The organism is Mesorhizobium sp. CO1-1-8 (assembly GCF_020164875.1).
Taxonomy (GTDB): Bacteria; Pseudomonadota; Alphaproteobacteria; order Rhizobiales; family Rhizobiaceae; genus Mesorhizobium.
In genome coordinates, this window is record NZ_JAIUGZ010000002.1 from 510152 (window position 1) to 535495 (window position 25344).

19 protein-coding genes are annotated in these 25344 nt (G+C 62.1%); 13 read left to right on the forward strand and 6 right to left on the reverse strand.

Going from position 1 to position 25344, the window contains the following annotated elements:
- Positions 1-243: 243 nt before the first annotated feature.
- The 3 genes from LB558_RS05830 (at position 244) to LB558_RS05840 (ending at position 3863) form a co-directional block, all read left to right on the forward strand.
- Positions 244-2232, forward strand: a complete 1989-nt coding sequence (locus LB558_RS05830) for a nucleoside-diphosphate sugar epimerase/dehydratase (protein WP_224696634.1) — start codon at positions 244-246, stop codon at positions 2230-2232.
- A 33-nt stretch (positions 2233-2265) separates the two neighbouring features.
- Positions 2266-3201, forward strand: a complete 936-nt coding sequence (locus LB558_RS05835) for a glycosyltransferase family 2 protein (RefSeq protein WP_224696635.1) — start codon at positions 2266-2268, stop codon at positions 3199-3201.
- A 122-nt stretch (positions 3202-3323) separates the two neighbouring features.
- Positions 3324-3863, forward strand: coding sequence for a sugar transferase (locus LB558_RS05840; RefSeq protein WP_224696636.1), 540 nt, complete (start codon positions 3324-3326; stop codon positions 3861-3863).
- Positions 3864-3895: 32 nt separating this feature from the next.
- Here the strand turns inward: LB558_RS05840 and LB558_RS05845 are convergent, their stop codons facing one another.
- Complete coding sequence (locus LB558_RS05845) at positions 3896-4831, reverse strand: NAD-dependent epimerase/dehydratase family protein (protein ID WP_224696637.1); 936 nt, start codon at positions 4829-4831, stop codon at positions 3896-3898.
- Positions 4828-6153 (reverse strand): O-antigen ligase family protein, encoded by a 1326-nt coding sequence (locus tag LB558_RS05850; RefSeq protein ID WP_224696754.1) that lies wholly within the window; start codon positions 6151-6153, stop codon positions 4828-4830. The genes LB558_RS05845 and LB558_RS05850 overlap by 4 nt, the downstream gene beginning before the upstream one ends.
- 487 nt (positions 6154-6640) lie before the next feature.
- Here LB558_RS05850 and cysD point away from each other — a divergent pair, with 487 nt between their 5' ends.
- The 3 genes from cysD to cysQ are packed head-to-tail and all read left to right on the forward strand — an operon-like array spanning position 6641 to position 10288.
- Positions 6641-7546: a sulfate adenylyltransferase subunit CysD gene (cysD, locus tag LB558_RS05855; protein WP_027035869.1), complete on the forward strand. Its 906-nt coding sequence runs from the start codon at positions 6641-6643 to the stop codon at positions 7544-7546.
- 2 nt (positions 7547-7548) lie between these two features.
- Positions 7549-9486 (forward strand): sulfate adenylyltransferase subunit CysN, encoded by a 1938-nt coding sequence (gene cysN, locus LB558_RS05860; protein WP_224696638.1) that lies wholly within the window; start codon positions 7549-7551, stop codon positions 9484-9486.
- 10 nt (positions 9487-9496) lie between these two features.
- Positions 9497-10288 carry a 3'(2'),5'-bisphosphate nucleotidase CysQ gene (gene cysQ / locus LB558_RS05865; RefSeq protein WP_224696755.1) on the forward strand — a complete coding sequence of 264 codons (792 nt, stop codon included), beginning with the start codon at positions 9497-9499 and terminating at the stop codon, positions 10286-10288.
- A gap of 14 nt (positions 10289-10302) precedes the next feature.
- Here cysQ and LB558_RS05870 read toward each other — a convergent pair whose 3' ends face one another.
- From LB558_RS05870 to LB558_RS05885, 4 genes are all read right to left on the reverse strand, one after another.
- Complete coding sequence (locus tag LB558_RS05870; RefSeq protein ID WP_224696639.1) at positions 10303-11445, reverse strand: DegT/DnrJ/EryC1/StrS family aminotransferase; 1143 nt, start codon at positions 11443-11445, stop codon at positions 10303-10305.
- Positions 11446-11705: 260 nt separating this feature from the next.
- Positions 11706-12629 carry a carbohydrate kinase family protein gene (locus LB558_RS05875; RefSeq protein ID WP_224696640.1) on the reverse strand — a complete coding sequence of 308 codons (924 nt, stop codon included), beginning with the start codon at positions 12627-12629 and terminating at the stop codon, positions 11706-11708.
- On the reverse strand, positions 12626-13072 hold the full coding sequence (locus tag LB558_RS05880; RefSeq protein ID WP_224696641.1) for an RbsD/FucU family protein: 447 nt from the start codon (positions 13070-13072) through the stop codon (positions 12626-12628). The genes LB558_RS05875 and LB558_RS05880 overlap by 4 nt, the downstream gene beginning before the upstream one ends.
- Positions 13072-14298, reverse strand: coding sequence for an ROK family transcriptional regulator (locus LB558_RS05885; RefSeq protein WP_224696642.1), 1227 nt, complete (start codon positions 14296-14298; stop codon positions 13072-13074). Before LB558_RS05885 ends, LB558_RS05880 begins: the two co-directional genes overlap by 1 nt.
- Before the next feature lie 267 nt (positions 14299-14565).
- Between LB558_RS05885 and LB558_RS05890 the strand changes: the two genes are divergently transcribed.
- From LB558_RS05890 to glgA, 7 genes are all read left to right on the forward strand, one after another.
- A complete protein-coding gene (locus tag LB558_RS05890) occupies positions 14566-15543 on the forward strand; it encodes a sugar ABC transporter substrate-binding protein (RefSeq protein ID WP_395316708.1) in 978 nt (325 codons plus the stop codon).
- Between the two features lie 159 nt (positions 15544-15702).
- Positions 15703-16764: an ABC transporter permease gene (locus LB558_RS05895; protein ID WP_224696643.1), complete on the forward strand. Its 1062-nt coding sequence runs from the start codon at positions 15703-15705 to the stop codon at positions 16762-16764.
- Positions 16740-17549 (forward strand): ATP-binding cassette domain-containing protein, encoded by an 810-nt coding sequence (locus LB558_RS05900; protein WP_224696644.1) that lies wholly within the window; start codon positions 16740-16742, stop codon positions 17547-17549. The genes LB558_RS05895 and LB558_RS05900 overlap by 25 nt, the downstream gene beginning before the upstream one ends.
- Positions 17550-17786: 237 nt before the next feature.
- Positions 17787-20255: a glycogen/starch/alpha-glucan phosphorylase gene (locus tag LB558_RS05905; RefSeq protein ID WP_224696645.1), complete on the forward strand. Its 2469-nt coding sequence runs from the start codon at positions 17787-17789 to the stop codon at positions 20253-20255.
- 105 nt (positions 20256-20360) lie between these two features.
- A complete protein-coding gene (gene glgB / locus LB558_RS05910) occupies positions 20361-22574 on the forward strand; it encodes a 1,4-alpha-glucan branching protein GlgB (RefSeq protein ID WP_224696646.1) in 2214 nt (737 codons plus the stop codon).
- A 52-nt stretch (positions 22575-22626) separates the two neighbouring features.
- A complete protein-coding gene (gene glgC, locus LB558_RS05915) occupies positions 22627-23892 on the forward strand; it encodes a glucose-1-phosphate adenylyltransferase (RefSeq protein WP_224696647.1) in 1266 nt (421 codons plus the stop codon).
- A 3-nt stretch (positions 23893-23895) separates the two neighbouring features.
- Positions 23896-25341: a glycogen synthase GlgA gene (gene glgA, locus LB558_RS05920; RefSeq protein ID WP_224696648.1), complete on the forward strand. Its 1446-nt coding sequence runs from the start codon at positions 23896-23898 to the stop codon at positions 25339-25341.
- Positions 25342-25344 lie beyond the last annotated feature (3 nt).

The window sequence follows — 25344 nt, forward strand, 5'->3', positions numbered from 1 at the left end:
TGGCTTATCTATTAGCATTTGGTAATGTTGACTTTGCGGCAATCGCCCGAGCAAGATCCATGTTCTCCACTGGACGCCTCTTGTCCGAAAAAACCTCTGGCTATGCCCTCGCCCCCGAAGTATGCGATACAGGACGGCGGGGGCCGGGGATGACACTTGAGTAAGGTGATTGGTCGCGAAGTATCTTCGTGTTCGCACCTAGCTGGTGTCGATGCCCTTGAGCCTGGAGTCTAGTGCCGTCCAATGAATCCCCACCTAGAAGCTGTGTTCGGGCTCAGGCCACAGATGCGGCGCGCCTTCATCATGGTCCAGGACGTGGTCATGGTCTTGGTCGCCGTGGCACTCAGCCTTATCCTTTCGCGGTCGAATCTTTCGTTCGAAGCGCTCTCCAAGGAGGGTCTGGCGACATGGGCGGGCATCGTCGTCATCAGCCATTTGCTGTTCCGCTACAGTGGCCTCTACACCACCGTCTGGCGCTTCGCCTCGACGCCGGACTTTTTCAACATCCTGAAGAGCTGCGCGATATTGACGTTCACTCTTTACATGGCGTCGCTGCTGCTGCGTTTTTACCGGCCGGTGGCGGGGCTCAACGAGCGTCAGTTCATCGTCTTCTTCCTCGTCTCCTTCACCATCATATCGGCACCCCGGCTGTTCTACCGCTTCCTGCGTGACGGCGCGAGTTGGGGGATTGTGAGCCGCAAGACCGACAACAGGCAGGCCAAGCGAGCTCTGTTCGTCGGCCGGCTCGACGAGGCCGACCTGATTATTCGCTTCACCCGCACGGCGCAACCGGCGGACTATTCCATCGCAGGCATCATGGCGACCGAGCGCGGCGCACCGTTGGGCACGCGGATTCAAGGTGTTCCCGTGGTGGCGACCATGCCGCGCCTGATCGATGTCCTGGAGGACTATGCGACCGGCACCAAAAGCCTGGACTTGCTGATTTTCGGCAGCGGCGCCGAGCACGAGATCGAGGACTATTCGGAACTTGTGCGCATTGCCCGGCACGGCGACATAAATGTCGTGCAGTTCTCAGGCCTTTCGGAGTTGGAACAGCACGGAAAGCTGGTTCTCGACACCGTCGAGATGGAGACGATCCTGCGCCGTCCGACGGTCGCGGCCGACATCCAGCGCATCGGCGCCTTTGTCGGGGGCAAACGCGTTCTGGTGACCGGCGGTGCCGGTTCGATCGGCCAGACGCTGGTCAGGCGGTCGCTGGAACTGGGAGCCGAGGCGGTGCTGGTCGCCGACAACTCCGAGTTCGGCATTTTCCAGTTGAGCCAGTATGTTGACGAGAAGGACCACGACCGCCTCAAGGTCCGCATCGTCGATGTCGCGGACCGGCGCCAGATAATGCGTGTCGTCACGGAATTCCGGCCGGACATAATCTTTCATGCCGCGGCGCTCAAGCACGTTCCGCTGCTTGAGGAAAACTGGGATTCGGCCATCCAGACCAATATCTTCGGAACGCTCGTCTGTGCCGAAGTTGCCGCCAAGTGCGGAGTTGCGCAATTTGTCCTGATATCGAGCGACAAGGCGGTGGATCCTTCGTCAGTGCTTGGCATGACGAAGCGGGCCGCCGAACAGATCATCAGCGCCTTGCATGGCACGCCGGCAGGCGAGACGGGCGGGCGTCGCCCGGCCACCAAGTTCATTGCAGTGCGGTTCGGCAATGTCTTCGGCAGCAATGGTTCGGTGGCGACCATATTCCAGGCGCAGATCGAGGCCGGCGGGCCCGTCACCATCACCGACCGGCGCATGACACGCTATTTCATGACCGTGGCCGAAGCCGTCGATCTCGTCATCATGTCGGCGGCCGATGCCGCGTCGCGGCAGAGCGGAGACGATTACGCCGTCTACATGCTCGACATGGGAAAGCCGGTGCCGATCCTTGAAGTGGCCGAAACGATGATCCGCTTGTCCGGAAAGAGCCCATACAAGGACGTCGCGATCCGGTTCACCGGCATAAGGCCGGGTGAAAAGCTCCACGAAACGCTGCATGGCGAAGACGAGGAACTCGTCGAACTCGGCATCTCGAAGATTTTTGGCCTCAGCACGGACGTCGTGGAATGGTCGGATGTCCAGATCGCGCTCACGGCGCTGCAGCAGTCGGCGAAAAACCAGGACAAGGCTGCCGCGCTCGCCGCATTGGCAGGTCTCGACCGCGCCAAGAAGGCCAGGGCAAGCCCTCATCAGGGCGCGATCCCGAAAACGGCGGGGCAGGCGAGCTAGGCCCGGTTCAGAATTCAGAAAGCGATCTTGCTCGTGAGCAAAGATGATCTGCGCATCGCGGTCCTGATGGGCACGAAAGACGGCGCCGCCTTCATCGAGGAGCAGCTGCAGTCCCTGCTCGCGCAGTCGCACCCTCTGGTCGACCTGTGGATATCCGACGATGGCTCCGTCGACGGCACGACCGCCATCATCGAGATATGGAGATCGCGCTGGCGGCCCAAGGGTCGAATGACGCTCGTAGAGGGGCCGCGGCAAGGCTTCGCCGCCAATTTCCGTTCCATGATCGTCGATCGACGCATCGAGGCGGACTGCTATGCCTTCTGCGATCAGGACGATGTCTGGGAACCCGACAGGCTGGAGAGCGCTATCAGCTGGATGCGGACCCAGGATGCGAAAACCCCGCTGATGTTTTGCTCGCGGACCGCGACCATGACGGAAACAGGAAGCCTTGTCGGCCATTCGCCGCTGTTTGCCCGGCCGCCAACCTTTCGCAACGCGCTTGTGCAAAGCATCGCCGGCGGCAACACCATCCTGCTCAACGCGGTGGCACGCGACCTGCTGGCCAGGGCCTCCACGCGGACCGGGTTCGTCAGCCACGACTGGTGGGCCTATCTCATCGTGACCGCAGCCGGCGGCATCGTTCGCTACGATCCGCGGCCGCTGGTGCGCTACCGGCAGCACGCGGCAAACCTGGTCGGCGCCAACGTGTCCTGGAAGGCAAGGGTGTCCCGGCTTGGCCGCCTGTTCAAGGGGGAATTCGCCGGCTGGACGGACCTCAACCTGGACGGTCTCGCCGTCAATCGCGATCTCCTGACCGAGGACGCGATGGCGTGCCTCGACCTTTTCACCCGCGGGCGCGACGGCGGTCTTTTCCGCCGCTTGGCAGGCTTGCGCCAAAGCGGCGTCTATCGGCAGACCGTTTCCGGAAACCTGGGGCTCTATCTCGCCTTCATCCTGGGGCGCATCTGAACATTGCGACGGCTGCGTGGCGCGCTTGGTCGGGAGATCGGCTCATGCTACGTCGATCGGATTGACGGCATTGGCCTGCGGCATTGCCTCGGGACTTCGGCAGGGAGCACTATCGGCCGTTCATGAAGGCAGCCAAGCAAATCTTCGATCTTGCCGGTGCGGCTCTGCTGTTGGTGGCGACATCTCCTGTCTTGGCGCTCACCGTCCTTGCCGTCCGGGCATCGTCGCCGGGCCCGGCTATTTTTTCACAGGTGCGGGTCGGCCGTGACGGTCGGCTTTTCCGCTGCCACAAGTTGCGCACGATGTATGTCGGGACGCCGTCCCTACCCTCGCATGAGGCGCCGGCGGATTCCGTGACATCGGTAGGAAAAGTCTTGCGGAAGTTCAAGCTCGATGAGTTGCCGCAATTCTGGAACGTCCTGAAGGGTGAAATGAGCCTGGTCGGGCCGCGCCCCTGCCTGCCGACCCAAACGGAATTGATCGAGTGTCGCAGACGGTTGGGGGTTTTGGCGGCGCTGCCGGGCATAACAGGCCTGGCCCAGATCAGGGGCATCGACATGTCTAACCCGGAGCTCTTGGCCGAAATGGATGCTGCCTACCTCCGCACCGCGTCGTTCTGGCTTGACCTTCGGATCCTGTTTGGGACGCTCTACCGAAGCTGAGCAGACCACGATACCAAAAGTGGGATAGGAAGCTACGACTTACCGAGCCGCGCGAGCTCTGCCAGCCGCCCCAGCGGGTCGGCTTCAGGCGCCCATCCCTGCGATACCAGAAGGGCGGGATCGCATATCTGCCTCGCGGTCAGGCTATCCCAAAACGCCTGCTTGCCCAGCATGGTCGCGGCCGGCCGCATCAGGCCTGCGGGTACGGTCATCAGGCGCATCGGCCGTCCGAAACCCCTGCGAAAGGCGGCGATGATGGCTTCCACGGCGATCGGCGGCACATCCGCTGCGACATAGATCGGACGAAGGGAACCCGGATGGCTGAGCAGGTGCGACACAGCTCGCACCGCGGCCTCGGAAGACATCAGCGAGCGGATTCCGGTCAAGGCACCCGTCGGCAGCGGCAGCGGCGTATTGGCAAGGCGTATCAGCGTTGCCAGATTTCCCCTCATGCCGCTTCCATAAACCGGAGGCAGGCGCAACACGGCGGCGTCGGAGCGGCCGTGTGACGCGTAGGCGTCCAAAACCTTGATCTCGCCTTCGCGCTTCGAGCGTCCATAGGCGCATTGTGGGGCAGGAAGCGTGTCCTCGTCGATCGTTGCGCTGACGTGCGCGCCGATCACCGCTCGGATCGAGGACAGATGAATGAAACGTCCGCTTATCTGGGTGGCCGCTGCATGCGCCAGCCTTGCGCTCAGTTCCACATTGGCCGCCTGGTAATCGGCTTCGGTTGCATTTCCCTGATCATTGTTGAGGCCGGCGCAATGGACGACGTCAGTCATATGCCGGGTCAGTTCCAGGAAGGCGGCGGCCGGCGCATCGAAGCCGGGCATCGGCACAGCCTCGTTCTCCGAACCAAGCCTCTCGGGATGGCGGGAGGCGAGGCGAAGCTCGGCACCGGCTTCGCGAAGGTGGCGCACGACAAGACGCCCGATGAAACCTGTCGCGCCCGTGACCAGAACCTTCATGGCCGTGCCCGAAACAGCTCTTTCGTGACTGATGGAAGCGCTCGCTCATCCATCAGTGGTGCACGCGCCTGCTCTTCCAACAAGGGAACATGGCGTCCGGAGGCGAGATATGTTCCGCTCACCAGGAAGACCATCAGCACCGAGTCCAGAATGTCATGGCCGACCAGGATGCCCGTCATTCCGGCCGTCAGATAGGTGATCACCACGACGACAATCATGGTGGCGCCGAACCGCTCGTTCGGATCGCTGCTGTTTCGCAAGATCCGGGCGGCATTTCCCGCGGCAACGATAAAGATCGCTGCCAGCGCCACGGCGCCTAGAATTCCTGCTTGCACCAAGGCGGTCAGGAAGCCGTTGTGGAAATGGTTGAAGCCTGTGTCCATCGCGAACTGCTCATGAAAGCCCTGCTTGATCAGAAGCTGGGTTGCACCCACACCGTGCCCGAACAGTGGCATGTCATGGAATGCTTTGAGGCCGATCTCCCAAAGCGCAACACGTATTCCCAACGAGGTGTCGTAGTTGCCGCTGGCTCCAAGCGCACCCCAATCGGAGCGCAAAAAGTCGACCCGCCCGGATATCGCCTGGAAGCTGGAAGCGGAGATCACGACGCCGACCGCCGCCAGCAGCAGCAGCAGGCGAACGGCATTCCTGCCTCTGAGTCTGTGCCGGTTGATCAGCATGACGGCGATGCCGGCGATCAGCAGTGCCAGCCAGACGATACGCGAGCCGGAATAGATAACGGCGATCGTCCCGGCCAGTGTCGCGTAGAAGAGGGGTGTCCGGGCTTGCTCAATACTGGACAAGGCGCCAGCCACACACATCACCACGGCAAGGCAGACGACGGTTGCGAAGACGATCGGATTTCCGGCTCCTCCCTCGGCCCTGACGCCAATCCAATATTGCTGGATGACGGCCATGAGCAGCGCGACATAGCAGGCGGCCATGCTGGAAAGCACGACGATGCGGGCAAGCGTGGTTTTCTGCGTGATGCTCCAGGTCGAATAGGACACGGGAAAAAACAGGAAGGTGACGAGTGGGATAAGATGTGGCGCATCCCGGACGAACGAGTTGTTGACGATGGACGCCAGGAGATTGGCGGCGCAGTAGGCATAGATCGCGACCGTCATCCAGATCATGGGCCGGTCGGCGTTGAAGCGCCTTTTCCCCAAAGCAATCAGCAGGGCGGACGAAAGGCCTCCTCCATTGAACACAAAGCTGACCACCGAGCCGAGAACCGGTGGAAAAAAGAAGCAAATGATGGAGAAGTAGATATTGATCCGCGAAGGCGTGAATTGCTGTCTTACGGATGAAAGCCGACTCAATTTTGGCTCGCTATTTTCGGGAAGTTTCATGCGGCGGATCTTGTTTAGCGAAGGTGAATGCGCTCGCCTCGAAATTGCCCATGCCTCATGATGCACTTGCCCGCTTCCCGAGGTTGGTATAGCGGCTGGGCTCCCTTTTCGATAGTGTGTCGGAGCCGATTGCCCCTGAAAAATCGGCAGCCGGGGCCGATCGATCAAGGAAGATCCGCGGCGGGCCGCGGCTGATCTATTCAAGCAATATTTTTCCCGCGTTTTCTCAGCTGTTGAGCTTGCGAGCAGGAATTTCCGGGTTTTCAGGTGTCCGTGGAAAATTCATTCCCGAACCGTGTGCCGCGGGGCCAGTCCAGCATTGTTCTTGACAACAGCGATCTGCTAGAACGCCGGCACGACAGAGATTGTCAGAAGCAAGGCTTGAACCGGCGCAAGAAGCTCGACGATTTGAGGCATGGCCTTCTGTTATAAAGGCACGAGAGAACGCTCACAGTCCATGACAACAGCGCTTACGCATCTTCAGCGGCTTGAAGCCGAGTCCATCCATATATTCCGCGAGGTTGCGGCCGCCTTTGCCAAGCCGGTCATGCTCTATTCGGTCGGCAAGGATTCATCCGTGTTGATGCATCTGGCGATGAAGGCATTTTATCCCGCCAAGCCGCCGTTCCCCTTTCTTCACGTCGACACGACATGGAAGTTCCGCGAGATGATCGCCTTTCGCGATCAGATGGCGCAGAAACTCGGCTTCGATCTCCTGGTCCATGTCAACGAAGACGGCGTGCGCGACAACATCAATCCGTTCGACCATGGTTCGAACACCCACACCCATGTCATGAAGACCGTGGCGCTGCGCCAGGCGCTAGACAAATACGGTTTCGATGCGGCCTTTGGCGGCGCTCGTCGCGACGAGGAGAAATCGCGCGCCAAGGAACGCATCTTTTCCTTCCGCAACGCCCAGCATGTGTGGGATCCGAAGAACCAACGCCCCGAGATGTGGAAGATATTCAACACCCGCATCGCATCGGGTGAATCGATCCGCGTCTTTCCGCTGTCGAACTGGACCGAACTCGATATCTGGCAGTACATCCTGCAGGAAAGTATCCCGATCGTGCCGCTCTATTTCGCCAAGGAACGGCCGGTGGTGGAACGCGACGGCATGCTGATCCTGCGGGACGACGAGCGCATGAAACTGCGCCCCGGCGAGACAGTGGAGAACCGGCTGGTGCGCTTCCGCACGCTTGGCTGCTATCCGCTGACCGGCGCCATCGAATCGGATGCCGACACGCTGGAGGCCATCGTCGGCGAAATGCTGACGGCACGCACGTCCGAACGGCAGGGTCGCCTGATCGATCGCGATGAAGCCGGCTCGATGGAAAAGAAGAAGCGCGAGGGATACTTTTGACCATGCGCCACATCATGGCAAAGAGCCTCGCCCCCACCGACGGCGTTCGCGATTATCTGGCGGCGCAGGAGAAGAAGTCGCTGCTGCGCTTCCTGACCTGCGGTTCCGTCGATGACGGCAAGTCGACGCTGATCGGGCGCTTGCTGTCCGACACCAAGCAGATTTTCGAGGACCAGCTCGCCGCGCTCGAACGCGATTCGCGCAAGCATGGCACGACGGGCGACGACATCGATTTCGCGCTGCTGGTCGATGGTCTCGAGGCTGAGCGTGAGCAAGGCATCACCATCGATGTCGCCTACCGTTTCTTCGCCACGCCGAAGCGCAAGTTCATCGTTGCCGACACACCCGGCCACGAGCAATACACCCGCAACATGGCGACCGGTGCCTCGACCGCCGATCTGGCGATCGTGCTGATCGATGCCCGGCAGGGTGTGCTTCGCCAGACAAGGCGGCATTCGATCATCGCCTCGCTGCTCGGCATCCGCCATGTCGTTCTGGCCGTCAACAAGATCGATCTTGTCGATTTCGATCAGGCGGTTTTCGACCGGATCATCGAAGACTACGGGCAATTTTCGCGCGATCTCGGTTTCCAGACCATTGTGCCGATCCCGATGTCGGCCCGTTATGGCGACAATGTCAGCCGCCGCTCGGGAAGCATGGAATGGTATTCCGGTCCGACGCTGATAGAGCATCTCGAAACCGTGTCGGTCGACGAAGCGATGGTCGAACTGCCGTTCCGTTTCCCGGTCCAGTACGTCAATCGACCCAATCTCGATTTTCGCGGCTTTGCCGGCACGATCGCGTCCGGCTCGGTTGCACCCGGCGACGAGATCGTTGTCGCCAAGTCCGGAAAATCCTCGCGCGTCAAGCGCATCGTCTCCTATGGCGGCGATCTCGCCCAGGCCTCCGCCGGCCAGGCCGTCACGCTTGTCCTCGACGACGAAGTCGAAATCTCACGCGGCAACATGCTGGTTTCGCCGGCCGCACGGCCGCAGGTCGCCGACCAGTTCGCCGCCAACATCGTCTGGTTCGACGAACATGCGCTGCTGCCCGGCCGCTCCTACATCCTGCGCACCGAGACCGACCAGACCAGCGCCACCGTCACCGACCTGAAATATCGGATCAATGTCAACGACTTTGCCCATGAAGCGGCCAAGTCGCTCGAAATGAACGAAGTCGGCATCTGCAACATCTCGACGCGGACGCCGATCGCCTTCGATCCCTTCGCAGAAAACCGCACCACCGGCGCCTTCATCCTGATCGACCGTATCTCCAACGCCACGGTCGGCGCCGGCATGATCCTCCACTCGTTGCGCCGTGCCGAAAACATTCATTGGCAGTCGCTCGATGTCGGCAAGCGCGTGCGCGCCGACATGAAGAACCAGCGGCCTGCTGTGTTCTGGTTCACCGGGCTGTCGGGATCCGGCAAATCGACCATCGCCAACCTGTTCGAAAAGAAGCTATTCGCCACCGGCCGTCACACCTATATCCTGGACGGCGACAACGTCCGTCACGGTCTCAATCGCGATCTTGGCTTCACCGACGCCGATCGCGTCGAGAACATTCGCCGCGTCGCCGAAGTGGCGCGTTTGATGGCCGATGCCGGGTTGATCGTCATTGTTTCGTTCATTTCGCCGTTCAGCGCCGAGCGGCGCATGGCGCGCGAATTGATGGCCGACGGAGAATTCGTCGAGGTGTTCGTCGACACGCCCTTCGAGGAATGCGCCAGGCGTGATCCGAAGGGCCTCTATGCGCGCGCGCTGAATGGCGAGATCAAGAATTTCACCGGCGTCGATTCCCCTTATGAAGCGCCGGAAACCCCGGAGATCCATCTGCAGACACTCGGCAAATCGGCCGAAGAGATGGTAGACGCCCTGGAACACTGGCTGAACGAGCGCGACATTGCCGAAGACCAATACGACAGCGGCGGCGGCATCTGACGACAGGCTGATGCTTGAAATCTTCGAGCGCCTGGCCCTGGCGGCCGGGCGTGAGGTGATGCGCGTGTTCCACGCCGGCTGTGCGGTCGACCGCAAGTCCGACGCCTCGCCGGTGACCGAGGCGGACCGCGAGAGCGAGAAGATCATTCTCGCCGGACTGCGTGCCGCATTTCCCGATATCCCCTGCGTGGCCGAGGAAGAAGCTTCCGCCGGCATCGTGCCGCCGGATCTCGGCGGAGCTTTCTTTCTCGTAGATCCGCTCGACGGGACCAAGGAGTTCGTCAACCGCCGCACCGATTTCACCGTCAACATAGCGCTGGTTCGCAATGGCGTGCCGGAAGTCGGCGTCGTCTTTGCGCCCTGTACAGGGCGCTTCTTTTCCGGCCAGCCGGGCAGGGCGGAATCACTCGAAATCGATAGGGATTACCAGATCGTCGGCCGCCGGCCGATCTCGGTGAGAACGGCCGCGACGTCGCTGGCCGTCGTCGCCAGCCGTTCCCACAACACGCCCGAAACCGAGGCCTATATTCGCGACCTCGGTGCCGCCGAAATCGTTTCGGTCGGTTCGTCCTTGAAATTCTGCCTTCTCGCCAGTGCCGAGGCTGATGTCTATCCGCGCTTCGGCCGCACCATGGAATGGGACACGGCGGCAGGCGACGCTGTCCTGCGCGCCGCCGGCGGCATGACGCGCACGCTCGACGGCCAACCTCTGGTTTATGGCAAGCGCAGGCAAAGCGACGACGAGGACTTCGCCAATCCGCATTTCATTGCCAGCGGCAGGGCAGGGGTCAGCCCCGCCTGAAAAGGGTCCGCAGCTTACTCTGCCGCGGCTTGCGCCGAATTCGAGCCGATATAGTTGCGGATCGTCTCGATGATCCGGTCCTGATCGGCTTCGCTGAGATAAGGGTGCATCGGCAAGCACAGGATCCGCTTCGGCAGGTCTTCCGACACGGCAAGGCCGGTCGGCGTGCGCGGGTAGTCACGATAAGCGACCTGGGCATGCAGCGGCTTCACATAATAGATGACCGACGGAATGCCCTTTTCGCCGAGATGCGCCTTCAGCCCGTCGCGCTTCGGCGTCTCGATGGCATACTGCGCCCAGGCCGAACGGCTGCCGTCCAGATTGCGGGCGGCGGTAACGACGTCGCCAAGCCCATCGGCATAGCGCTTTGCCACCACCTGGCGGGCGACCATCTCGTCTTCTAGGATGGCCAGCTTCTCGATCAGGATCGCCGCCTGCAGCGTGTCGAGCCGCGAGTTGATGCCGACGCGGACATTGTCGTACTGCGTCTCGCCCTTGCCATGGAAGGCGAAGGAGCGAAGCTGTTCGGCCAGCGCATCGTCATTGGTGAACATCGCGCCGCCGTCGCCGTAACAGCCAAGCGGCTTGGCCGGATAGAAGCTGGTCGATCCGACATGCCCGAAAGCACCGCACATCTTGCCGTCGAGCGAGCCGCCCATCGACTGGGCGGCATCCTCGATCACCATCAGCCCTTCGCGGTTGGCGATCGCCATGATCGCCTCGTAGTCCGCGGCAAGGCCGAACAGATCGACAGGAATGATAGCCTTCGGCTTCAGCCTTCCTTCCTTCTTGATCATGGCGATGGCCGCTTCGAGGCTGGCAATGTCGATGTTATAGCTATGCGGGTCGACGTCGACGAACACCGGCTCTGCCTTGGCCAGCGCCACCACTTCGGCGGTGGCGGCGAAGGTGAAGCTCGGCACGAACACCGCGTCACCCGGGCCGACGCCGGCCGCAAACAGCGGCAACAGCAGCGCGTCGGTGCCGTTGGCGCAGGCCACGACATGCTTGGTGCCGATATAGGCGGCAAGCTTATTCTCGAATTCGGTGACTTGCGGGCCAAGAATATAGCGGCCCTCGTCGACGACACGGTCGATCGCGGCCTTCAGCCGGTCGCGGATTCGTTCGCGCTGCGCGCCAAGATCGATGAACTGCATGTCGGCCTCAAAATGGTTTTAACCAGGCGGTTTAGCCAGATAACGGCCCGCTGGTACCAGAGTTGCCCCTGACGAGAAAGCCGGACACGCCGAGCCGCAAATTGCCTAGGTGTCGCAGCCTGTTACCTGTATTCCCGGCGGACCTTCGCGAGATGCCGGAAATCCGGGCTTCGTCAGGCACGATCTTGCTTTTATAATCCATAGGATCGGTCCTGCGAAACATAAAGTGATCGACTGGCTCAACTTAAGTTGAGCGTTGCTCAGGCGATCTCATGCCGCCAGGGCGGATTGGCGCCGGCCCGTGACACCGTGACCGCTGCAGCCTTGGCGCCGAGCGCCAGCGCCTTGTGGATGGCGTGTTTCGACAGGCCGGAAATCGTCGCTTTCGTCAGCAAGCCTTGCTCATGCAAGGAGGCGAGGATGCCGGCATTAAACGTGTCGCCGGCGCCGACCGTGTCGACCACCTCGACTTTTTCCGGCATCACCGTGACGGCGTAATCCCTGGTGTAGCCCACGGCGCCTTCGCTGCCATGGGTGACGACGATCAGCTTGGGGCCGCGATCCAGCCAGTTGCGGATGACATCCTCATGCGAGCCCGCTTCGCCGAACCAATTCAGGTCCTCGTCCGACAGTTTCACGATGTCGGCCATCGCCATCATGGCGCGGATGCGCCTGAGGTGCTTAGCCTTGTCCGGGATGAAGTTCGGCCGGATGTTGGGATCGAGCATCATGACGCGGCTTTCGTGCTCGCGCCGCATGAACTCTTCATAGGCACTGCCGGCGGGCTCGGAGATCAGGCTGATGGCGCCGAACAGCATGGCCTCGATCTCGTTGCCGAGCTGCGGCAAATCGTCGATGGTCAGCATGCGTCCGGCGGTGTTCTCGTCATAGAAAGTGTACGTCGCCTGGCCGTTGGTGAGCTTGACGAAGGCCAGCGTGGTCGGCCGTGGCGAGGTGTGTGCATAGGTGGAGCTGACCTTGCTCGCCCCCAGCGCATCCCGGAACTGGCCGCCGAACAGATCCGAAGACAGGCCGGAAAAGAAGCCGGCCGGCGCGCCGAGCCGGCCAAGCGCGATCGCCGTGTTGAGCACGGCGCCGCCGACATAAGGCGCAAAGGCCGGCTCGCCCGCTGTCGTCGTGCGCGGCAGCATGTCGATCAGGGCTTCGCCGCAGCAGAGGATCATGGCTTCCTGGTCTCCGGCGGATAGATCACGCCCTTGCGGATGATGATGTTGGCGTAGAGCCGCGGCTCGCTTGTCGCGACGATGGCATGCGCCGATTTGACCCGTGCATAGAAGTCGGCGCCGGCCAGCGCAACCACTTTGCGGCCCGGCGCGCGTTGGGCGCAGATCGCCTCGATCTCACGGTGGATGGGATCGGCAAGCGAGGGGTCGCCCTTGACCGAGGCGCGAAATAGGGCCTCCGGCACGGCGTCGTCCACCGGCAGCACGCTCAAGATCGCGTCGAGCACCGGGATGAGGTGGTGACCGTCGGCTCGGACCAGCCGGGTTGCCTGTTGCTCGGCTGGATAATTTCCGTCGACAAGGGCGATTTCGTCGCCATGGCCCATGCCGCGCAGGATCGCCAGAAGCTCCGGACCAAGCAGCGCCGGGATTCCGATCAGCATCAGGCGCTCCTGGAAATCGTCGTCGCGCCGATCAGGAAGCGTTCGGAAAGTGGCAGGCTGGCGCCGCCGAGCGCCCGGGCATGAATGCCGACGGTTCCCTCGCGAACGGCGGGCAGCTTCAAACCTTCGCCGTCGATCGTGGCGATGGCCGCGATGATGGCGTCGACCAGCCGGCGGCGCACCGCCTTCGGCATCCATCCGTCAATCACCGCCGCCTCGAAATCGATGACCGAGGATGCGGCGACGATGGCGTAGGCGAGGGCTTGCGAAGCGCTGGCGATCCAGTCGTCCAGTTCGGGTCCGATCTCGCCCCAGTCTTCCGGCGAGGTCCACAGATGCGAAGCCTCGACGCCGCGCGCGTTGAGCGCCTTTTCGAGCATGGCGATGGACGCCACGTCGATCAGCTGGGTCGGCTTGCCGTCGGGCCCTGGCACCGGCATCGAGCCGAGTGCACCGGCATTGCCGGTCGGGCCGCCGAAAAGGCGGCCATTCAGCACGATGCCGCCACCGGCAAAGGCGCCGATATAAAAATAGACGAAGTCACGCGCTGCCCCCGCCTGGCCGAAGACGAGCTCGGCGCCGCAGGCCGACGTGGCATCGTTCTGCAAATAGACCGGAAAATCGCATTGCGCCTGGATGTCGGCCCTGATGTCGCGGTGACGCCATTCGTCCATCACGTCGCGCGGGGCGCCGGCGGTATCGGCCCAGTTCCACAATTCGAACGGCATGGCGATGCCGAGCCCTGCGATGCGCTTGTCTTGCGCGGGCGTCAGCGCGCCGCGCATCTGCCGCATGCCGTTGCTGACGAAGTCCACCGTCTCGCGTGGCGCCGGGTAGCGGTAGGAATGCTGCAGCATCGAACGGACATTGCCAAGGAAATCGATCAGCACCAGTTCAGCGCTGCGGCGGCCGATCTTCAGGCCGATGAAGAAAGCGCCTTCGGGATTGAGCGCCATCGGGATGGAGGGCTGGCCGATCTTGCCGCGCAACGGCGCCTGGCGCAGCAGGAGGCTTTCTTCCTCCAGCTCGCGCATGATGACCGAAACCGTCTGCGCCGAAAGTCCGGTCATGCGGGCGATGTCGGATTTTGCCAGGCTGCCGTGCTGGCGCACCAGCGACAGCACCAACCGCTCATTGTGGTCGCGCATCCCGCTCTGGTTGGTGCCGCGGTGAATGAGACTGTCATTCACCTCGGGCGAACCGTGCCTCGCAATGGCCGTTTCCACCCTGTTCCTCCCGTCGTTTCCCCTCAATGCTTTTGGGCCAGAATGGGTGAACGAAGCAAGGCTGTCAATAATAAATAAGAGTGATTTAATTATTGACAGAGGCTTCGGCCTGGTGTCTGTTGAGGCAGCGTCCACGCTGGGAGAATTTCGTTGGATGCGCTGCAGGTGCCGGTTGGCCGGCATCGGAATGGTTCCACTGGGAGGAAGATCGTGACCAATACAAAACTGTTGAAATCGACCGTGTTTGCCGCCGCGGGCCTGGGCCTGATGGCGTTTGCCTCGTCCGCATCCGCGGCCGGTGTCGGCGCCTGCCTGATCACCAAGACCGACACCAATCCCTTCTTCGTCAAGATGAAGGAAGGCGCCACCGCGAAGGCCAAGGAACTCGGCGTCGACCTCAAGACTTATGCCGGCAAGATCGACGGCGACAGCGAGAGCCAGGTCGCGGCCATCGAGAGCTGCATCGCCGATGGCGCCAAGGGTATCCTGATCACCGCATCCGACACCAAGGGTATCGTGCCGACCGTGAAGAAGGCGCGCGATGCCGGCCTGCTGGTGATCGCGCTCGATACGCCGCTCGATCCGATCGACGCCGCTGACGCGACCTTTGCGACGGACAATCTCGAAGCCGGCAAGCTGATCGGTGCCTGGGCAGCGGCCACGCTGGGCGACAAGGCCAAGGATGCCAAGATCGGCTTCCTTGACCTGACTCCTTCGCAGCCGACCGTCGATGTGCTGCGCGACCAGGGCTTCATGATGGGCTACGGCATCGACGTGAAGGATCCCAACAAGATTGGCGACGAGACCGATCCGCGCATCGTCGGCCACGACGTCACCAACGGCAACGAAGAGGGCGGCCGCAAGGCGATGGAGAACCTCCTGCAGAAGGACAACACCATCAACGTCATCCACACCATCAACGAGCCCGCCGCTGTCGGCGCCTACCAGGCGCTCAAGGCTGTCGGCCTCGAAAGCCAGGTGCTGATCGTTTCCGTCGACGGCGGCTGCCCCGGCGTGAAGTCGGTGGCCGAAGGCGTCATCGGCGCGACTTCGCAGCAATATCCGCTGCAGATGGCAGCACTCGGCATCGAGGCGATCGCCGCTTTTGCCAAGGACGGAACCAAGCCGAAGCCGACCGAAGGCAAGAACTTCTTCGACACCGGCGTCAACCTGGTGACCGACAAGCCGGCCACCGGCGTGAAGTCCATCGACACCAAGGAAGGCCTCGCCAAGTGCTGGGGCTGATGTCGGTCTGACAGGCATCCAGGGAACCTGAGCGGTCGGGGCTTGATCCCCGGCCGCTTCGGGTGGACGATGGCTCGCGTGACCGCGAACAATCCCGGCAGCAGACCGGAAAGGCGTGGACTGGCGTCGGCGTTTGGCTGAAGCCTACGGGGAGTAAACATGGCTCAAGCTCAGGAATTCGAGAAGGTTCTCTCGAGCAGCGACACCAGCGTTGCTGCTTTTGACGAGCACAAATCAGCCGTCAAGCGCATCCAGCATTTCTTGCATTCGACGCCGGCCGCGGTGCCGCTGATCGTCCTGGTTCTGGCGATCATCGTCTTTGGCATCACCATCGGTGGGCGGTTCTTTTCGTCCTACACGCTGACGCTTATCCTGCAGCAGATCGCCATCATCGGCATTCTGGGTGCCGCACAGACATTGGTCATCCTGACCGCGGGCATCGACCTGTCGATCGGGGTGATCATGGTGATTTCCGCGGTGATCATGGGCAATTGCGCCGTCAGCTACGGCATGCCGAGCACGCTCGCAGTGGCGATCGGGCTTGCTGCCGGCGCGGCCTGCGGTCTGCTCAACGGGGTGCTTGTCGCCTACATGAAGCTGCCACCCTTCATCGTGACGCTTGGCACCTGGAACATCGTCATGGCCACGAACTTCATCTATTCGGCCAACGAGACGATCCGCGACACCGACGTCGACACCCAGGCGCCGCTGCTGCATCTCTTTGCCATCAGTTTCAAGGTCGGCACGGCGGTGCTGACGCTCGGTGTCATTGCCACCGTCGTGCTCGTTATGGTCCTGTGGTACGTGCTCAATCACACGGCATGGGGCCGCCATGTCTACGCCGTTGGCGATGATCAGGAGGCGGCGAAGCTGTCGGGCATCCAGACCAAGAAGGTGCTGATGACGGTCTACACCCTTGCCGGGCTGATCGCCGCTTTCGCTGCCTGGGTCTCCATCGGCCGCAACGGCTCGATCTCGCCGTCAGCCGCCGTCACCGACTACAATCTCCAGGCGATCACCGCGACGGTGATCGGCGGTATTTCCCTCTTCGGCGGACGCGGCTCGATCCTGGGCACGCTGTTCGGCGCGATGATCGTCGGCGTCGTCTCCATGGGCCTCAACATGCTGGGCGCCGATCCGCAGTGGAAGGTGCTGCTCACCGGTGTGCTGATCATCGGCGCCGTGGCAGTCGACCAATGGATCAGAAAGGTTTCGGCATGACCATGACCCAGGAACCCATCCTCACCGCGCGTGGCCTGGTCAAGCGCTATGGCCGTGTCACCGCTCTCGACAATGCCGACTTCGACCTCTACCCCGGCGAAATCCTCGCCGTCATAGGCGACAATGGCGCCGGCAAGTCGTCGCTCATCAAGGCGATTTCCGGCGCGGCCGTACCCGATGAAGGCGAGATCCGGCTTGAAGGCAAACCGGTCGCCTTCAAATCGCCGATGGAGGCCCGCGAAGCCGGCATCGAGACCGTCTATCAGAATCTGGCACTGTCGCCGGCGCTGTCGATCGCCGACAACATGTTCCTTGGCCGCGAAATCCGCAAACCGGGCTTTCTGGGCGATTGGCTTCGTATGCTCGACCGTCCGGCGATGGAAAAGCGCGCCCGCGACAAGCTTACCGAGCTTGGCCTGATGACCATCCAGAACATCAGCCAGGCTGTGGAAACTCTCTCGGGCGGCCAAAGGCAGGGCGTTGCGGTGGCGCGCGCGGCCGCCTTCGGCAGTCGTGTGGTGATCATGGACGAGCCGACGGCCGCCCTTGGCGTCAAGGAAAGCCGTCGCGTGCTCGAACTGATCCTCGACGTCAAGAAGCGCGGCCTGCCGATCGTGCTGATCTCGCACAACATGCCGCACGTCTTCGAAGTGGCCGACCGTATTCACATCCATCGGCTGGGCCGTCGCCTCTGCGTCATCGATCCCAAGCAATATACGATGTCCGATGCCGTGGCCTTCATGACCGGAGCAAAGGTTCCGCCCGAGGCAGCACTGGCGGCGTGATGCAGGTCGCCCAAAAGTGCGTAGCGGTTTGGGAAACAACGACATGCACGGAACAGGAATTTGAAGCGCGTCGCGCCGACCGTCTTGGCGCGTCACACTTCCAAATTGCCAAATTGCCGCAGGGGGCAAGCCGGTTCGGCTTGTTTAAATCGATTGAATATATAGCGGTATCGGCTAGCATGGGCTGGGAGGAGCGATGAAAGCCGGTATGATCATGGCAACCGCACGAGAGGCATCATGACGAGCGCGATGACATCCGAACCCCTTCCTCCACTGCTCGAAAATCCTGATCCAAAAACACTCGCACGTGAAGTCTTGGTGGCCCTCAAATACAGGGTCGGCAAGGATACCACCGTCGCGACCCAGTACGACTGGCTGACCGCCTCGATCAAGGTCGTGCGCGACCGGATCGTCGATCGCTGGATGCAGGCGACGAAAGAGGCCTACGACCAGAAGGAAAAGCGCGTCTACTATCTGTCGCTGGAATTCCTCATTGGCCGCCTGATGCGCGATGCCTTCTCCAATCTGGGCCTGATGGACAACATGCGCGAGGCGCTGTCGTCGCTGGGCGTCGATCTCGATCTCATCGCCGCACTCGAGCCGGATGCCGCACTTGGCAATGGCGGCCTTGGGCGGCTTGCGGCCTGCTTCATGGAAAGCATGGCGACTGTCGACATTCCCGCGCATGGCTACGGCATCCGCTATGCCAACGGCATGTTCCGCCAGGAGATTCACGACGGCTGGCAGGTCGAATTGCCTGAGACATGGCTCGATCACGGCAATCCGTGGGAATTCGAACGCCGTGAGCGCTCGTTCGAGGTCGGTTTCGGCGGTTCGGTAGAATCGATCACCTCGAAGGACGGGCGTCTCGAGCGCCATGTCTGGAAGCCGACCGAGCATGTCCTGGCCGTCGCCTATGACACGCCCGTCGTGGGCTGGCGGGCCAATCGCGTCAACACGCTGCGGCTCTGGTCGGGCATGCCGGTCGATCCGATCCTGCTCGACAAGTTCAATGCCGGTGACCACATCGGCGCGCTTGCCGAAAGCAACAAGGCCGATGCCTTGTCGCGTGTGCTCTATCCCGCCGATTCCCACAAGGCCGGGCAGGAACTGCGGCTCAGGCAAGAGTACTTTTTCTCCACCGCCTCGCTGCAGGACATCGTCCAGCGCCATCTCAGCCAATATGGCGACCTGAAGTCGCTGCCCGACAAGGCTGCGATCCACCTCAACGACACCCATCCGGCCATCGCTGTGCCCGAGCTGATGCGCCTGTTGATGGATGTCCACGGCATGGATTTCGACCTCGCCTGGGATATCACCAAGCGCACCTTCGGCTACACCAACCACACGCTGCTGCCCGAAGCGCTGGAAAGCTGGCCGGTGCCGCTGTTCGAGCGGCTTTTGCCGCGCCACATGCAGATCGTCTATGCCATCAATGCCGAGGTGCTTCTGGAGGCGCGTGCCTCCGACCAGTTCTCGGACGAGCAGATCGGCCGCATTTCGCTGATCCAGGAAAATGGCGACCGCCGGGTGCGCATGGGCAATCTGGCCTTTGTCGGCTCGCACTCGATCAACGGCGTTTCGGCGCTTCACACCGACCTGATGAAAGAGACGGTGTTCGCCGACCTCCACAAGCTCTATCCCGATCGCATCAACAACAAGACCAACGGCATCACGCCGCGGCGCTGGCTGATCCAGTGCAATCCCGGGCTGACGTCGCTCGCCCGTGAGGCGATCGGCGACCGTTTTCTCGACGACATAGATGCCATCAAGGATCTCGATGTCTTCGCCGACGATGCCGCCTTTCGCGACAAGTTCGCCGCCGTCAAGCGCGCAAACAAGGCGCGGCTGGCCAACCTCGTCGCCGATCGGCTCGGCATCAAGGTCGATCCCTCGGCGCTGTTCGATATCCAGATCAAGCGCATCCACGAATACAAGCGCCAGCTTCTGAACATCCTCGAGGCGATCGCCCTCTACGGCCAGATCCGCTCGCATCCCGAGCGTGACTGGATGCCGCGCGTGAAATTCTTCGGCGGCAAGGCGGCGCCCAGCTACCACAATGCCAAGCTGATCATCAAACTCGCCAACGACGTCGCCAAGGTCATCAACCGCGATCCGGCCGTGCGCGGTTTGCTGAAGGTGGTGTTCGTGCCGAACTACAATGTCAGCCTGGCCGAGATCATGATGCCGGCTGCCGATCTGTCCGAGCAGATCTCGACCGCCGGCATGGAAGCGTCGGGCACCGGCAACATGAAGTTCGCGCTGAACGGCGCGTTGACCATCGGCACGCTCGACGGCGCCAATGTCGAGATCAAGGAATGCGTCGGCGACGACAACATCTTCATCTTCGGCCTGACCACCGCCGAGGTCGCCGAGCGGCGCAACAATGGCTACGATCCGCGCGCCGTCATCGAGGGATCATCCGAGCTGGCGCAAGCAGTTGCTGCTGTTTCGTCAGGCGTCTTCTCGCCGGACGATCCGGAGCGCTACCGCGATCTCATCAACGGTCTCTACAACAGCGACTGGTTCATGGTTGCCGCCGATTTCGATGCCTACGCCGCCGCCCAGCGCGAGGTCGATGCGGTCTGGCGCAACAGTCCCGACTGGTACGCCAGGGCGATCCGCAACGTTGCACGTGTCGGCTGGTTCTCCTCCGATCGCACGATCCGCCAATATGCGAAAGAAATCTGGAACGTGCCTGTCTGATGTGATTGCATGAGGCCGCGAACAATGTGGTCCCGGGCTATGAATTGGAGTGCCAAGCTCATAGCCCTAAAACAAACACTTGGTGCCCGGGGAGGGACGCTGCTCATGAAGAAGCCGCGCGTGACCGCTGCGAATAGCGGGCCGGACGGACTGGCGCCAGCCAGCGATGTTGCGGCGATTGTTGCCGGCACGCACGGAGATCCATTCGCCGTCCTTGGTGTCCATGAGGTTGGCAAGAGCCTGTATGCACGATGCTTTGTCCCGAATGCGGAATTCGTCACCGCCTACACGCTGACCGGCACCATCGCGGGTGAATTGTACAGGCGCGACGATGGCGGCTTTTTCGAAGGCAAGCTCTCGATCAAGAAGCGGCAACCCCTGCGCTATCATGCCAGGAACGCTGGCGGCGACTGGTGGCTGACCGATCCTTATTCGTTCGGTCCGGTGCTTGGCCCGATGGACGACTACTACATCGCCCAAGGCTCGCACCTAAGGCTGTTCGACAAGCTCGGCGCCCATGTCATTGATCACGAAGGCGCTTCCGGAGTGCATTTCGCCGTCTGGGCTCCCAATGCACGGCGCGTCTCGGTGGTCGGCGATTTCAACGAATGGGACGGCCGCCGGCACACGATGCGGGATCGCCGCGACACCGGCATCTGGGAACTGTTCGTGCCCGACATCGGAGCCGGACGGCCCTACAAATACGAGATCATCGGCCCCGATGGCGTGAGACTGCCACTGAAGGCCGACCCGTTCGCCTTCAAGTCCGAACTGCGTCCGGCCACCGCTTCGGTCGTTGCTGTGCCGCCGGCGCATGAGTGGGGCGATGAGGCGCATCGCAATTTCTGGCGCGATGCCGATCACCGGCGCGAAGCCATTTCGATCTACGAGGTCCATGCCGGTTCCTGGCAGCTTCGCGACGACGGTACGTTCCTGTCATGGGACGAGTTGGCCGACCGGCTGATCCCCTATGTGGTCGAGACCGGTTTCACCCATATCGAATTCATGCCGATCTCCGAACACCCCTATGACCCGTCCTGGGGCTACCAGACGACCGGCCTCTATGCGCCCTCGGCCCGCTTCGGCGACCCCGACGGCTTTGCTCGTTTCGTCGATGGCGCCCACCGCGCCGGCGTCGGTGTCATCCTCGACTGGGTGCCGGCGCATTTCCCGGTCGACGCGCATGGCCTGGCCAATTTCGACGGCACTGCGCTCTATGAGCATGCCGATCCACGCAAGGGTTTTCATCCCGACTGGAACACCGCGATCTACAATTTCGGCCGCCGCGAGGTGGTTTCGTTCCTCGTCAACAACGCGCTGTTCTGGGCCGAGAAATACCATGTCGACGGACTTCGCGTCGATGCGGTCGCCTCGATGCTCTACCTCGACTATTCGCGCAAGGCCGGCGAATGGATCCCCAACGAGAAGGGCGGCCGCGAGAACCTCGAGGCGGTCAGCTTCCTGCAGAAGATGAACAAGGAGGTCTACGGCCACCATCCGGGCGTCATGACCATCGCCGAGGAATCGACCTCATGGCCAAAGGTCTCGGCGCCGGTGCATGAAGGCGGGCTGGGCTTCGGCTTCAAGTGGAACATGGGCTTCATGCACGACACGCTGGAGTATTTCTCCAAGGAGCCCATCTTCCGCAAGCACCACCACAACGACCTCACCTTCGGCCTGACCTACGCCTTCTCGGAAAATTTCGTGCTGCCGCTCTCGCATGACGAGGTCGTGCACGGCAAAGGCACGCTGCTCGGCAAGATGGCGGGCGATGACTGGCAGAAATTCGCGACGTTGCGTGCCTACTACGCTTTCATGTGGGGCTATCCCGGCAAGAAGCTGCTGTTCATGGGGCAGGAGTTCGCACAGCGCCGCGAATGGAGCGAGGCGCGCGCGCTCGACTGGAACCTGCTGGAGTTCCGGCCGCATCGCGGCGTCTGGCAGACGGTGCGCGATCTCAACTATCTCTACCGTTCGCGTCCGGCGCTGCATGGCCGCGATTGCGAGCCGGAAGGGTTTTCCTGGCTGATCGTCGACGACAGCCAGAATTCGGTTTTTGCCTGGCTGCGCAGCGCGCCGGGCGGCAGCCCGGTGGCCGTCATTTCCAATTTCACGCCGGTGCCGCGCGACAATTATCGCGTGCCGTTGCCGACATCAGGCAAATGGCGCGAAATCATCAACACCGACGCTTCTGAATATGGCGGTTCCGGCAAGGGCAATGGCGGCATGGTCGAGGCGCGGGCGGAAGAAGGAAGCATCTCCGCGACGATGCTCTTGCCGCCGCTGTCCACGATCATGCTCGAGCTCGTCGCCGGCTGAACCCATCGACACTGAGTAACATGTCGAGATCGAGTAACTTGGGAGGGTAGAAATGGCAGACTTGAAACGGACCCAGCCGCTGGCGCGCGATGCCATGGCCTATGTATTGGCCGGCGGCCGCGGCAGCCGCCTCAGGGAACTGACCGACCGGCGCGCCAAGCCGGCCGTCTATTTCGGCGGCAAGACGCGCATCATCGACTTCGCGCTCTCCAACGCGCTTAACTCCGGCATTCGACGCCTCGGCGTCGCCACCCAGTACAAGGCGCATTCCCTGATCCGCCATCTGCAGCGTGGCTGGAACTTCCTGCGCCCCGAGCGAAACGAAAGTTTCGACATCCTGCCGGCCAGCCAGCGCGTCTCGGAAACGCAATGGTATGAAGGCACCGCCGACGCCGTCTACCAGAACATCGACATCATCGAGGCCTATGGGCCCGAATATATGGTCATCCTGGCCGGCGATCACATCTACAAGATGGACTACGAGATGATGCTTCGCCAGCACGTCGACGCCAATGCCGATGTCACCGTCGGCTGCCTCGAAGTGCCGCGCATGGAAGCCACCGGCTTCGGCGTCATGCATGTCGATGGCAAGGACAATATCATCGCCTTCGTCGAAAAGCCCGCCGATCCGCCCGGCATTCCCGACAAGCCAGAGTTTGCCTTGGCCTCGATGGGCATCTACGTCTTCAAGACCAAGTTCCTGATGGAGCAGTTGCGCCGCGATGCGGCCGAGCCGGGCTCCAGCCGCGACTTCGGCAAGGACATCATTCCCTATATTGTCCAGCACGGTAAGGCGATCGCGCACCGCTTCGCCAAATCCTGCGTCCGCTCGACCGCCGAGAACGAGGCCTACTGGCGCGACGTCGGAACGGTCGACGCCTATTGGGAAGCCAATATCGACCTGACCGATATCACCCCGGAACTCGACCTCTACGACCGCGACTGGCCGATCTGGACCTATGCCGAATTGAAGCCGCCGGCAAAGTTCGTGCATGACGAGGATGGCCGCCGCGGTTCGGCCGTGTCTTCGCTCGTCTCGGGCGACTGCATCGTCTCGGGGGCCTCACTGAAAAGAAGCCTGATCTTCACCGGCGCGCGCATCAATTCCTTTTCGACGCTCGAAGAAGTCGTCATGCTGCCCGACGTTCATGTCGGCCGGAACGCAAAGTTGAAGCGCGTGGTCATCGACCATGGTGTTAGGATACCGGAAGGGCTGGTGGTCGGCGAAGACCCCATTCTCGACGCCAAGCGCTTCCGCGTTTCCGAAAAAGGCATCTGCCTGGTTACGCAGGACATGATCGACAAACTAGGGTTGTAGTGCATGCAGGTTCTGTCGGTCACGCCCGAGATTTTCCCGCTGATCAAGACCGGTGGGCTTGCCGACGTGACCGGCGCGCTCCCCATTGCGCTGGCGGCCAAGGGCGTCACCATGCGCACGCTCCTTCCCGGGTTTCCGACCGTAATGTCCGCCTTCAAGAAAAAGAGGGCGGTGCTGCAATATCCCTTGCTGCAGGGCGGCAAGGCCTCTGTCCATTCCGTCCAGCTCGCCGGGCTCGAGCTGTTCGTGCTCGACGCGCCGCATCTGTTCGACCGTCCGGGCGGCCCTTATGGCAATGCGACCGGCGTTGACTGGCCAGATAACTGGCGGCGCTTCGCAGCACTAAGCCAGGTCGGTGGCGACATCGCCGGCGGCGCCATCTCGGGCTACCAGCCCGACATCGTCCATGCTCACGACTGGCAGTCGGCGATGACGCTGGCCTATATGCGTTACGGCAAGGCGGTCGGTGTGCCGTCGATGATGACCGTCCACAATCTCGCCTTCCAGGGCCAGTTCGGCGCCGGCATTTTCGGCGAGCTTGGCTTGCCGGCCGCGGCGATGGCGCTCGATGGCGTCGAATATTATGGCGGCGTCGGCTTCCTCAAGGCGGGCCTGCAGGCTGCCTGGGCGATCACCACGGTGAGCCCGACCTACGCGCAGGAGATCCGCTCGGCTGAATTCGGCATGGGCCTCGACGGCCTCATCAACATGCGGTCCAGCGATCTCTATGGCATCGTCAACGGTATCGACACCGGGATCTGGGATCCCGAAACCGACAAGCATCTGGTCTCCACCTACACGGCCGGGACGCTGAAGGCGCGGGCGCCCAACAGGGCCGCTGTCGAGGAGCGTTTCAGCCTCGATCGCGACGACAGCCCGATCGTCTGCGTCGTCAGCCGGCTGACCTGGCAGAAGGGCATGGACATACTGGCGCTGGTGGTCGACGGCATTGTTGCCACAGGTGCGCGGCTGGCCATCCTGGGCTCAGGCGACGCCGGTCTCGAAGGCGCGCTGCTTGCCGCCGCCGCCAGACATCGCGGCCGCATCGGCGTCGTCGTCGGCTACGATGAGGGACTGTCGCACATCATGCAAGGCGGCTGCGACGCCATCGTCATCCCCTCGCGCTTCGAACCGTGCGGGCTGACGCAGCTTTACGGCCTGCGCTATGGCTGCGTGCCGGTGGTTGCCCGCACCGGCGGCCTGGCGGATACGGTCATCGATGCCAATGAGGCCGCCGTTTCGGCCGGCGTCGCCACCGGCTTCCAGTTCGCACCCAACAATGGCGGTGCCTTGCTGCACGCCATCCGCCGCCTCGTCGACGCACACGCCAGTCCGGCCGTCTGGGAATCGCTGCAGCGCCAGGGCATGAAGGCCGACGTGTCGTGGGACAAGAGCGCGGACAAATACGTTGAACTCTATCGCTCGCTGCTTTCGAAAAGGGTTGCCTGAAGC

Coding starts and splice junctions, on each gene's coding strand:
- LB558_RS05830 (WP_224696634.1), top strand. CDS start 244: ATGAATCCCCACCTAGAAGCTGTGTTCGGGCTCAGGCCACAGATGCGG.
- LB558_RS05840 (WP_224696636.1), top strand. CDS start 3,324: ATGAAGGCAGCCAAGCAAATCTTCGATCTTGCCGGTGCGGCTCTGCTG.
- LB558_RS05845 (WP_224696637.1), bottom strand. CDS start 4,831: ATGAAGGTTCTGGTCACGGGCGCGACAGGTTTCATCGGGCGTCTTGTC.
- cysD (WP_027035869.1), top strand. CDS start 6,641: ATGACAACAGCGCTTACGCATCTTCAGCGGCTTGAAGCCGAGTCCATC.
- cysN (WP_224696638.1), top strand. CDS start 7,549: ATGCGCCACATCATGGCAAAGAGCCTCGCCCCCACCGACGGCGTTCGC.
- cysQ (WP_224696755.1), top strand. CDS start 9,497: ATGCTTGAAATCTTCGAGCGCCTGGCCCTGGCGGCCGGGCGTGAGGTG.
- LB558_RS05870 (WP_224696639.1), bottom strand. CDS start 11,445: ATGCAGTTCATCGATCTTGGCGCGCAGCGCGAACGAATCCGCGACCGG.
- LB558_RS05875 (WP_224696640.1), bottom strand. CDS start 12,629: ATGATCCTCTGCTGCGGCGAAGCCCTGATCGACATGCTGCCGCGCACG.
- LB558_RS05880 (WP_224696641.1), bottom strand. CDS start 13,072: ATGCTGATCGGAATCCCGGCGCTGCTTGGTCCGGAGCTTCTGGCGATC.
- LB558_RS05890 (WP_395316708.1), top strand. CDS start 14,566: ATGGCGTTTGCCTCGTCCGCATCCGCGGCCGGTGTCGGCGCCTGCCTG.
- LB558_RS05895 (WP_224696643.1), top strand. CDS start 15,703: ATGGCTCAAGCTCAGGAATTCGAGAAGGTTCTCTCGAGCAGCGACACC.
- LB558_RS05900 (WP_224696644.1), top strand. CDS start 16,740: ATGGATCAGAAAGGTTTCGGCATGACCATGACCCAGGAACCCATCCTC.
- LB558_RS05905 (WP_224696645.1), top strand. CDS start 17,787: ATGACGAGCGCGATGACATCCGAACCCCTTCCTCCACTGCTCGAAAAT.
- glgB (WP_224696646.1), top strand. CDS start 20,361: ATGAAGAAGCCGCGCGTGACCGCTGCGAATAGCGGGCCGGACGGACTG.
- glgC (WP_224696647.1), top strand. CDS start 22,627: ATGGCAGACTTGAAACGGACCCAGCCGCTGGCGCGCGATGCCATGGCC.
- glgA (WP_224696648.1), top strand. CDS start 23,896: ATGCAGGTTCTGTCGGTCACGCCCGAGATTTTCCCGCTGATCAAGACC.